Annotated in this window: 6 protein-coding genes and 1 pseudogene; 2 read left to right on the top strand and 5 right to left on the bottom strand. The window is 69.6% G+C overall.

Translation table 11 applies throughout. From position 1 onward, the window contains the following. Positions 1–1,657: bifunctional protein-serine/threonine kinase/phosphatase (locus QZ994_RS06290; protein WP_290869780.1), on the top strand; the 1,657-nt coding region annotated here is incomplete at its 5' end. Between the two features lie 39 nt (positions 1,658–1,696). On the opposite strand, the pseudogene QZ994_RS06285 reads toward QZ994_RS06290, so the two are convergent. The 5 genes and pseudogenes from QZ994_RS06285 to nirB all read right to left on the bottom strand — a co-directional run. Beyond that, positions 1,697–2,872: pseudogene (locus QZ994_RS06285) on the bottom strand (NAD(P)/FAD-dependent oxidoreductase); the annotation flags it as partial. Between the two features lie 111 nt (positions 2,873–2,983). Further along, positions 2,984–4,240 carry a nitrate/nitrite transporter gene (locus QZ994_RS06280; protein WP_290869777.1) on the bottom strand — a complete coding sequence of 419 codons (1,257 nt, stop codon included), beginning with the start codon at positions 4,238–4,240 and terminating at the stop codon, positions 2,984–2,986. A 55-nt stretch (positions 4,241–4,295) separates the two neighbouring features. Beyond that, a complete protein-coding gene (locus tag QZ994_RS06275; protein ID WP_290869774.1) occupies positions 4,296–7,163 on the bottom strand; it encodes a nitrate reductase in 2,868 nt (955 codons plus the stop codon). Beyond that, a complete protein-coding gene (gene nirD, locus QZ994_RS06270) occupies positions 7,160–7,498 on the bottom strand; it encodes a nitrite reductase small subunit NirD (protein WP_290869772.1) in 339 nt (112 codons plus the stop codon). The genes QZ994_RS06275 and nirD overlap by 4 nt, the downstream gene beginning before the upstream one ends. Before the next feature lie 58 nt (positions 7,499–7,556). Further along, positions 7,557–10,082: a nitrite reductase large subunit NirB gene (nirB, locus tag QZ994_RS06265; protein ID WP_290869769.1), complete on the bottom strand. Its 2,526-nt coding sequence runs from the start codon at positions 10,080–10,082 to the stop codon at positions 7,557–7,559. Between the two features lie 392 nt (positions 10,083–10,474). Between nirB and QZ994_RS06260 the strand changes: the two genes are divergently transcribed. Continuing rightward, positions 10,475–11,161 carry a hypothetical protein gene (locus tag QZ994_RS06260; RefSeq protein WP_290869766.1) on the top strand — a complete coding sequence of 229 codons (687 nt, stop codon included), beginning with the start codon at positions 10,475–10,477 and terminating at the stop codon, positions 11,159–11,161. Positions 11,162–11,197: the final 36 nt, after the last annotated feature.

Here is an 11,197-nt window from a genome sequence, read left to right as displayed (position 1 = left end):
CCGCCAGCCGGACGCCAGCGAGGCGGCCTGGGGCGTGGTGGCCGCGCTGGCCGATGGCGTCTCCAACGGCGGACTGGGCCTGGAGGCCGCGCAGACCACCGTGATGACGCTGGTGCGGGACTGGTATGCCACCCCCGCCACCTGGGACCCGACCGTGGCCCTGGAGCGCGTGATCGCGGCGCACAACGCCTGGCTGGTCGACCACAACCGCCGGCGCCTCAACGCGGAAGGCCGTGCAGCCCAGTCGGGCACGTGCACCCTGACCGCCCTGGTGCTGCGCGCCCACGGCTTCACACTGGCCCATGTGGGCGACAGCCGCGCCTGGCTGATCCGCGCGGGCGAGTGCACCCAGCTGACGCAGGACCACGTGATGGGGCGCACCGAGTTCCAGAACGGCCTGACGCGGGCCATCGGTCTGGACGACGCCCTGCGCGTGGATTACCTGGAAGGCGACCTGCAGATCGGCGACACCCTGGTGCTGACCAGCGACGGGGTGCACGGCCACCTCAAGCCCGCGGTGCTGCACGAACTGGCCACCACCGGCTCGGCCCAGGAGGCCAGCGCCGCCCTGGTGGCCCGCGCCCTGGCTGCCGGGGGGCGCGACAACGCCACCGCCGTGGTGCTGCGGGTGCAGGGACTGGACCTGGTCAGCCTGGCCGACATGAGCCGCCGCGGACGCCAGCTGCCGGTGCCGCCCCGCTTGAAGGCGGGCGATGTGCTGGACCAGTTCACCGTCGAAGAAGCGGTGTTCAACAACGGCGTCCACCGCGTCTACCGCGTGCGCGATGGCGAGACCGGCCGCCTGCACGCCCTCAAGACCCTGCACGAATCGCGGGCCAGCGACGCCCAGGAGCGCGAGATGCTGGCCCACGAGGCCTGGCTGGCCGCGCGCGTGTCGGAGCGCCAGGCCGAAGGCCTGCTGCACGTGACCGAGCCGGTGAACCCCACGGCCTTCTACACCCTGTCAGACTGGCTGGAGGGCGAGTCCCTGGCCCACATGCTCGACCGCCAGCAGCCCTTCTCGGTGGCCGAGGTGGTGTCCGCCGGCAGCAGCCTGGCCCACACCCTGGGACGGCTGCACCAGCATGGCGTCGTCCACCGAGACATCAAGCCCGACAACGTGCACCGCGGGCGCGACGGGCAGTGGCGCATCCTGGACCTGGGCGTGGCCTTGTCGGGCAAGGAGCCCGAATCGCTGCGGGTGCTGCACGCCGGCACGCCCAGCTACATGAACCCGGAACAGTGGTCGGACGACGCGAGCCAGAACCGCGCCACGCCGCAGTCCGACCTCTATGCGCTGGGCGTGACGCTGTACGTGTGGCTGACCGGGCGCCTGCCGTATGGCGAGATCGAGCCCTACCAGCTCAGCCGCTTCCGGCGCGACCCGGTGGCACCGTCGCGCCTGCGGCCCGATGTGCCGATCTGGCTGGACCACATCGTGCTCAAGGCCGTGGCCCGCGAGCCCAAGGCCCGCTTCGAGACCGCCGAAGAACTGCAGCTGGCGCTGGAACGAGGCGCCTCGCGGCCCCTCACGCCCGCCCGGGCCTCCTCGCTGCTGGAGCGCAACCCGGCCGCAATCTGGCAGATCGCCCTGGGCGTGTCCCTGCTGTTCAACGCCCTGCTGGTGTACTGGCTGGCCTTCCTGCCCAAACGCTGAGGCCAGCGCGGCCCGGCCTCAGGCCGCGGCCACGTCCAGCCCGAACAGCAGGCTGGTGCGCCGACCGGCCAGCGCCTCGCCGCGCCGGATCAGCTCGAAGTACCCGCTGCCATCGGCGATGTCGCCAAACAGGCAGGCACCGACCAGCACGTCGCCGCGCAGCACCAGCTTCTTGTAGACGCCGCGGGCGGGGTCGCGCAGCACGAGGGACTCGGTGCCTTCGGCGCCCATGAAGTCGCCGGCCGAGAAGAGGTCGATGCCGGTGACCTTGAGCTTGGTGCTGACCTGGCTGCCCAGGTAGCGCCCGATGCCCAGGCCCGCCAGGTGGTTGGCGCAGACGATGGCCTGCTCGTAGAGCGGCGCGACCAGGCCATAGGCCGTGCCCCGGTGGTTGGCACATTCGCCCACGGCGTAGATGCGTGGGTCGGTGAGGGTCTGCAGGGTGTCGGTGACGAGCACACCCCGGTTGCACTGCAGGCCGATGGCCGTGGCCAGGCGCACGTCGGGGCGCACGCCGGCGGCCATCACGACCAGGTCGGCGGGCAGCTCGCGGCCGTCCTTCAGCAAGACGGCGCGCACGCGCCCGCCTTCGCCCGCCAGGCAGGCAGCGGTGTGGGCACCCAGCGCAAAGGACAGGCCCCGCTCGGCCAGGCAGGCCTGCAGCAGCGTGGCGGCTTCGCGGTCCAGCTGGCGCTCCAACAGCCACGCGCCGATGTGGACCACGGTGACCCGCATGCCCCGCATGGCCAGGCCGTTGGCCGCCTCCAGTCCCAGCAGCCCACCGCCGATCACCACGGCATGCGGGTGGGTGGCGGCGGCATCGATCATGGCCTGGGTGTCGGCGATGTCGCGGTAGCTGACGACGCCGGGCAGGTCGTGCCCGGGCACCGGCGGCACGAAGGGCTGCGAACCGGTGGCCAGCAGCAGGCGGTCGTAAGGGGCTTCGGTGCCATCGGCCGTGCGGACCAGGCGGCGCGCACGGTCGACCTCGGTGACCGCCCGCCCCGTGTGCAGGGTGATGCCGTGGGCGGCATACCAGTCCAGCGGGTTGAGCACGATGTCATCGAAGGTCTGCTCGCCGGCCAGCACCGGGGACAGCATGATGCGGTTGTAGTTGGGGTGGGGCTCGGCGCCGAAGACGGTGATGTCGTAGCGATCGGGCGCCACCTTGAGCAGCTCTTCGACGGTGCGCACCCCGGCCATGCCATTGCCCACCACGACCAGTTTCTGGCGGGACGAGGCCGGCGTGGCGGCAGGTGCGGCGGATGGGGGCACAGACGCAGGGGACGGGCTCATGGCGTGTCGGCTGGGGGCGTGGCGAAGGGCTCAGCGCCCGGTGGAGGCGGTCTGGCGGAAGGTGGCCGCCGTGCTGCCGGTGGTGCGGGCGCGGCCGCCCTTTTCGGCCCAGGTGCGGGTCCAGCGGATCTGCATCACGCGCATCATGAGCAGCACGCCCACGCCCACCGCGGCAAACGCCAGGAAGCCGTAGAAGTAGGTGCCGAAGTGCTGCTTGGACTGGCCCATGGCATTGGGGATGAAGCCGCCGCCCAGGGCACCCAGCTCACCGATCATGGAGCCGGCCACGGCCGTGGTCAAAGGCCAGCGCAGGGGCACCAGCTGGAAGAGCGCCCCGTTGCCGGCGCCCAGCGAGGCAAAGCACAGCATGAAGAGCAGGGTCGTGAGCGCCAGGCTGTCGCCCATGAGGCCGCAGACCACCAGGGTGATGACCACGAAGACCAGCACGCCCGACAGGGTGTTGATGCCGCCCCAGCGGTCGGACAGCCAGCCGCCCACCACACGGGTGGCCGAGCCCATCAGCGTGGCCAGCATGGTGAGCTGACCGGCCTCGACCTTGGTGACCTTGAACTGGTCGTAAAAGTAGGTGGGCAGGAAGTTGGCCAGGCCGATGAAGCCACCGAAGGTGATCACGTAGATCAGGCTGAAGGCCCAGCCGTCCTTTTCGAACAGGCAGGCGATGTGCTCGCGGAAGCTCTGGTGCTCGGTGTCGGGCGGCTCTTTGGCGAAGACGGCCATCACGGCCATGGGCAGCAGCATGGTGAAGGCGGCCAGGCCGTACACGGTCTGCCAGCCGTACTTCATGGCCAGGGGCGGCGCGAACAGCACGGCCAGCACGGTGCCACTGTTGCCAGCCCCCGCGATGCCCATGGCCAGGCCCTTGTACTTGGGCGGGAACCAGCCGGAGCCCAGCGACAGCGCGATGCCGAAGCTGCCGCCGGCAATGCCCAGCAGCACGCCCATGGCGATGACGGTGTCGTGCGAATTGACGAAGAAGAAGCCGTAGGCGAGGGCCAGGATGATCAGCGCCATCTCGACCAGGGCCGCGCTCTTGCGCCCGATGTACTGCGACAGCAGCCCCAGGGGGAAGCGCATCAGGGCGCCCGCGATGATGGGCACCGAGACCATGAAGCCCTTCTGGGCCGCCGTGAGCTGGAAGGTCTCGCTGATGAACGGCGCCATGGCGCCGTTGAGCACCCAGATGGCGAAGGTGAAGTCGAAGTAGAGGAAGGAGGCAAACAAGGTCGGCGCGTGGCCGGACTTGAGGAAGGTCTTGAAGTCGGACATGGTGGGCTCAGCGGTGGGTCAAGGTGGGCCTCTGCGGGCCTTGTCGGGGATGAGGTCAGTCGTGGGCGGCGACGGGGGTGTCGGCCGGCGAGAGAAAAGGGGTGTCGCGCACCAGCTTGCGCAGCGCGGGCACGCAGGAGCCGCAATTGGTGCCGCAACGCAGCGCCCCTTGCAACTGGCTCAAACGGTGAGCTTCGTCACCAGCACACCGCGACAGGCAGGCCTGGATCTCGGGCTCGGTGACGTTGAAGCAGGTGCAGACCTGCTTGCCACGGGCCACCACCTTGCCCGGGGCCTGGGCACCGGGGTAGAGCAGCAGGCTGCCAAGGGCCTCGACGGGCTGGTTCTCCTGCAGCAGGGGGCGCACCCAGGCCTGGGCTCGCACATCGCCGGCCATCAGGAAGGCGGCGATGCGCTGGCCGCCTTCCGCGGCGCGCAGGCGGAACACGCGGTGGTGCTGGCGCGCCGGGTCATCGAGGCGCATGAGCTGATCACCCTGCAGGCCCAGCAGCCGGGTCAGCTCGTCGAGCACGGCGGCGCCAGGGGCCTCGGTGTGGGCCAGGCGCAGCTGCACGCCGACCTGCTCGGGCTGGCCTTCATGCCGACCCTCGTTCCCGAAAGGCACGCAGCTGAAGCAGCGCAGCCCGGCCCCCAGCCTCGCCAGAGACCGGCGCACCGAGAGCGCCTCGGCAGCAGGCAGCCAGGCCATGGCCAGCAGCTGCCAGGGCAAGGCGGCCGGCGCGATGGCCACGGCCGCGTGCTTGAGCTCAGGCTGTTTCGAGCGCGGGCAGAACGCCGGCTGGGTGAGCGCGTTGACGCCTTGCAGGGCTTCGCCCTCGGCGCTGCGCCCGCCCAGGAACTCGCTGCCCCAGTGCATGGCGATGTAGGCCTGGCCCACCTGCTGGCCGGCCGAAGCGGCCACGGGCAGGGTCAGTTCACCGCGACGCGAGCGCACCCTGACCAGATCGCCCTCGCTCACGCCCAGCTTGAGCAGGTCCGAGGGATGCAGGTCGACCGTGGGCTCGCTCACGTGGCCAAAGAGGCGGCCCAGCGTGCCCGTGCGGCTCATGCCGTGCCACTGGTCGCGCAGGCGGCCGGTGTTCAGGCTGAAGGGGAAGTCGACGTCGGCGGCTTCTTTCGGCTCCAGGTGGGGCACGGCGGCAAAGCGTGCGCGGCCATCCGGGGTGGGGAAGCGGCCATCGGCATACAGGCGGGCCTGGCCCTGGCTGGCACCTTCGGGCATGGGCCATTGCTGCGGCCCCAGGGTGTCGAGCAGGGCATAGCTCAGACCGGTGATGTCGAGGTCCTGGCCGCGGGTGCTGTCGCGGTGCTCGTTCCACACGCTCTCGGGCGTGGTGTAGGGAAAGAGCGTGGGGGTGCCGGGCAGGTAGGTCGCCACGCGCTCGGGCAGGCGGGCCTCGAGACGGCGGCCCAGTTCGGTGAAGATGGCCCAGTCGTGGCGGGCCTCGCCGGGCGCGGGCACGGCAGGGCGCACACGGCTGATGCGGCGCTCGCTGTTGGTCACGGTGCCGTCCTTCTCGCCCCAGGTGGTGGCGGGCAGGATGAGGTCGGCGTGGTCGCAGGTGGCGGTGGTGGCAAAGGCCTCCTGCACCACCACGAACTCGGCGCGCGCCAGCGCACGGCGCACCGTGGCCTGGTCGGGCAGCGACTGTGCGGGGTTGGTGCAGGCGATCCACAGCGCCTTGATCTCGCCACGGGCCGCGGCTTCGAACATTTCCACCGCCGTCTTGCCCGGCGCGGCCGGCACCGAGGGCAGGCCCCAGAGGGCGGCCACCTCGGCACGGTGCTCGGGCTTGCCCAGGTCGCGGTGGGCGCTCAGCAGGTTGGCCATGCCCCCCACTTCGCGCCCGCCCATGGCATTGGGCTGGCCGGTGAGCGAGAACGGGCCCGCACCAAGCCGGCCGATCTGGCCCGTGGCGAGGTGCAGGTTGATGAGGGCGGCGTTCTTGTCGGTGCCCTGGCTGCTCTGGTTCAGGCCCTGGCAGTAGAGCGACAGGGTGGGCGTGTGCCCACCCATCCAGCGTGCTGCCTGCACCAGGTCGGCCACCGGGATGCCGCAGGTGGCGGCGACCGCCTCGGGCGTGAAAGCGGCCACCAGCGCCTGCAGGGCGGCGAAGCCCGAGGTGTGGCGCGCGATGTAACCGTGGTCGACCAGGCCCTCCTGCAGCATGACGTGCAGCAGGCCGTGGAAAAGTGCCACATCGCTACCCGGCCTGATGGGCAGGTAGAGGTCCGCCATCTCGGCCGTTTCGGTGCGGCGAGGATCGGCCACGACCAGCTTCTGGCTGGGGCGGGCCTGGCGCGCATCTTCGATGCGGCGAAACAGAATGGGGTGTGCCCAGGCCGGGTTGGCCCCGACGATGAAGAGGGTCTCGGCGTGCTGGAAATCGTCGTAGCAGGCCGGCGGGGCGTCCTGCCCCAAGGTGGCCTTGTAACCGGCCACGGCACTGCTCATGCACAGGCGCGAATTGGTGTCGAGGTTGTTGGTGCCGACCAGGCCCTTGACCAGCTTGTTGAAGACGTAATAGTCCTCGGTGAGCAGCTGGCCCGAGCCGTAAAAGCCCACCGCATCGGGGCCGTGTTCGCGGATCACCTGGGCGAAGCGGTCGGCGGCCAGGTCGAGCGCGGCGTCCCAGGCCATGGGCCGGGTGGCGCCGCCACGCTGGCTGCGGTGCAGCGGGTGCAGCACGCGCGCCTGCTGGCTCACGCTGTGCGAGGCGGTGAGGTGCAGGGTGCTGCCCTTGGTGCACAGGCGGCCGAAGTTGGCCGGGTGATCCGGGTCGCCCTGGACGTTGACCACCGCCCCGCCCACCGACTCGATGAGCACGCCGCAACCCGTGCCGCAATACGGACAGGTCGAGCGCGTCTGGACGACGGGAGCGGGATGGATGGGGATGATCATGTCAGCTGAACCCAGACCTGGCCTGCGCGCACCTCGACGCCATGGGCGCTCACCGACCAGGCCGGGTCTTCCAGGCATTCGCCGGTGCGCAGGTCGAGGTGCTGTTTGTACAAGGGCGAGGCCACCACGGTGCGCCCGCCCAGGCTGCCCACCAGGCCGCGTGCGATGACGCTGGCGCCGGACTTCGGGTCCACATTGTCGATGGCAAAAAAGGCATCGCTGCCAACGCGGAAGATGGCCACGTGGCGTTCGCCCACCAGGGCGCAGACGCCGGTGTCGGGAAGGATGTCATCGGCCGCGCAGACGGCGGTCCAGCTCAGGGTGTCGGTGCTCATGATCGGGAGGCGTTCGGTGAGGCAGGGCGAGGGGGAAGGCCAGGAGGAAGGCGTGGGCTCAGGCAACGAGGTCTGAAGCGGTGGTGCGCTCTTCCGGGCGGGCGGGCCGGATCTGGCCGCGCTCTTCCACGAAGACGATGTGCTCATCGGCCTTGTCGCTGTTGACGAAGCTGCGGAAGCGCTGGCGCACGGCGGGCGTGGTCACGGCGGTCTTCCATTCGCACTGGTAGGTGTCGACCACGTGCTGCATCTGGGCCTCCAGCTCGGCGTTGATGCCAAGGCTGTCCTGGAGGATCACGTCCTGCAGGTAGGCCAGGCCACCTTCGAGGTTCTCGCGCCAGGTGCTGGTGCGCTGCAGGCGGTCGGCGGTGCGCACGTAGAACATCAGCACACGGTCGATCAGGCGGATCAGCTCGTCCTTGCTCAGGTCGGAGGCGAAGAGCTCGGCGTGGCGGGGCTTCATGCCGCCGTTGCCGCAGACATAAAGGTTCCAGCCCTTCTCGGTGGCGATGACGCCGATGTCCTTGCCCTGCGCCTCGGCGCATTCACGCGTGCAGCCCGAGACACCGAACTTGATCTTGTGCGGCGCGCGCAGGCCCTTGTAGCGGTTCTCCAGTTCCACGGCCAGGCCGACCGAGTCGCCCACGCCATAGCGGCACCAGGTGCTGCCCACGCAGCTCTTCACGGTGCGCAGGCTCTTGCCATAGGCATGGCCCGACTCGAAGCCAGCGGCGATCAGCTCTTCCCAGATGAAGGGCAGCTGCTCGACCCGGGCACCGAACATGTCGACCCGCGCGCCGCCGGTGACCTTGGTGTAGAGGCCGTACTTCTTGGCGATGGTGCCCACGGCGATCAGGCCATCGGGCGTGACCTCGCCACCGGGCATGCGCGGCACGACCGAGTAGGAGCCGTCCTTCTGGATGTTGCCCAGGTAGTAGTCGTTGCTGTCTTGCAGCTTGGCCAGGTCCTTCTTGAGCACGAACTCGTTCCACACCGAGGCCAGGATGCTGGCGGCAGTGGGCTTGCAGACGTCGCAGCCCAGGCCCTGGCCGTGTTTGGCCAGCAGCTCGTCGAAGGTCTTGATCTGGCCCACGCGGATCAGGTGGTACAACTCCTGGCGCGAGTAGGCGAAGTGCTCGCACAGGTGGTTGTTGACCGCCATGCCGCGCTTGGCCATCTCGGCCTTCATGACCTGGGTGACCAGGGGCACACAGCCGCCGCAGGTGGCGCCCGCCTTGGTGCAGGCCTTGAGTTCGCCGATGGTGCAGGCGCCCTCGCCCACTGCAGCACAGATCTGGGCCTTGCTCACGTTGTTGCAGGAGCAGATCTGGGCGGTGTCGGGCAAGGCGTCCACGCCCAGGCCGGGCTTGGCCTGGCCATCGCTGCTGGGCAGGATCAGGAACTCGGGGTTCTCGGGCAGGGCGATGCCGTTGAGCGCCATCTGCAGCAGCGTACCGTATTCATCGGCATTGCCAACCAGCACGGCACCCAGCAGGGTCTTGCCATCGGGGCTGACCACGATCTTCTTGTAGACCTGCTTGAGTTCGTCCACGTACTGGAAGCTGCGGCAGCCCGGGGTCTTGGCCTGGGCGTCGCCGATGCTGGCCACGTCCACCCCCATCAGCTTGAGCTTGGTGCTCATGTCGGCACCGGCAAAGGTGGCGCTGGCGTCACCGGCAATGTGCTTCGCGGCCACGCGGGCCATGTCGTAACCCGGGGCCACGAGGCCAAAGGTCTGGTCGTTCCAGGCGGCGCATTCGCCGATGGCGTAGATGTGGTGGTCGCTGGTGCGGCAGTGGTCGTCGATGGCGATGCCACCGCGGGCGCCCACGGCCAGCGCATGGGCACGGGCCAGTTCGTCACGCGGGCGGATGCCGGCCGAGAACACGATCATGTCGGTCTCGAGGTGGCTGCCATCGGTGAAGACCATGCGGTGGCGGGCCTTGGCGCCATCGGTGATCTCGACCGTGTTGCGCTGGGTGTGCACATGCAGGCCCAGGTCTTCGATCTTGTGGCGCAGCACGCGGCCGCCGCCTTCGTCCACCTGCACGGCCATCAGGCGCGGCGCGAACTCGACCACGTGCGTGTCCAGGCCCATGTCCCTCAGGGCCTTGGCGCATTCCAGGCCGAGAAGGCCGCCGCCCACCACGACGCCGCTTTTGGAGCGCGCGCCGCATTCGGTCATCGCCTCCAGGTCTTCGATGGTGCGGTAGACGAAGCAGTCCTTGCGGTCGCGCCCCGGCACCGGCGGCACGAAGGGGTTGGAGCCGGTGGCCAGCACCAGCTTGTCGTAGGGCAGAACCTCTCCGCTCTGCGTGGTGACGGTGCGGGCGGCCCGGTCGATGTGGGCGGCGCGGGCGGCCAGGCGCAGGCTGAAGCCGCTGCGCTCGAAAAAGCCGGGCTCGACCAGGGACAGGTCTTCGGCGGTCTTGCCGGAGAAGAATTCGGAGAGGTGCACGCGGTCGTAAGCCGGGCGGGGCTCTTCGCACAGCACCGTGACCTGGGCGCCTTGCAGGCCGGATTCGGCCAGGCTCTGCAGGAATTGGTGGCCCACCATGCCGTGGCCGACAACGACGATTTTCATGCTCACTCCTCGTGCTGCGCAGGGCTACTGCGGCAGCGTGTGCACCGTGGCGCCCGGGGTGGGCGGCGGGGGTGCGATCCAACGAATCAACCGGTTTGGACGAGGGCCGCGTGTGCGACCACTCCAACCCACCTTCGTCAGCGGAGCGGTTTGGGGAAACCTTGTAAAGCGTCATTGCTTTGCGTGACTAGCAAGCAGGATGCATGCCCGGCCAAACCGCGAAAACGGCACCGACATTGCGCATGCAAGTCGACTGCCAGGTCCATGCCCTCACTTTGCGCACCAATTTGGCGCGCAGTGCGGGCTGACGATGCCCCACGCCCCGGCCGGGCGCCTTCAGCCCCGGCGCGGCACGCCGATAACCCCGCACATCTCACCGCAAGGAGTCCTGCATGCCCCACCGCCCCCTGCCCGCCCGTGGCCTCACCGCCCTCGCCCTGAGCGCCCTGGCCCTGGGTTGCGCCCTGCCGGCTCAAGCCGGCGAGTCCTACGGCGCCATCGGCCTGCCCGGCATCACCGTGGGCTATGCCCAGACAGTCAACGCCACGCTGGGTCTGCGCGCCGATGTCTCCAGCACCGGCAGCTTCAGCAAGGACGGGACCGAGTCCGGCATCCGCTACATGGGCAAGGCCAAGTACAACCGCGCCGGCCTGTTTGCCGACTACTTCCCCTTTGGTGGGCGCTTCCGCCTGACGGGCGGCCTGACCTATGCCGACGCCTCGGTGGTGTTGAAGTCGCAGTTCGACGGCGCCACCAGCGTGACGCTCAACGGCCAGACGGTCACCCCGGCGGCCAGCGACTACCTCAATGCCCGCGTGAGCTTCCCCAAGGTCATGCCCTACGTCGGCATCGGCTGGGGCCACCAGGAACGCGAGGCCGGCTTCGGCTTCGTGGGCGACATCGGCGCATCGATCGGGCGCGCCAAGCTCAAGACCGACACCAACCTGGTCGGCCAGACCTACGGCAGCGTCACCATCACCCAGGCCGACGTGGACGCCAAAACGCAGGAGCTGCGCGACAGCGTGGGCAAGGTGCGCCTGCTGCCTCAGTTGAACCTGGGCCTGAGCTACCGCTACTGAGCGGCGGCCTTGCGGCGGGCGGCCATGGCCGCGGTG

The organism is Aquabacterium sp., from assembly GCF_021768455.1.
Taxonomy (GTDB): domain Bacteria; phylum Pseudomonadota; class Gammaproteobacteria; order Burkholderiales; family Burkholderiaceae_C; genus Aquabacterium.
Note: the sequence above shows the minus strand (reverse complement) of the source record. Positions and strands in the feature narration are given on the sequence as shown.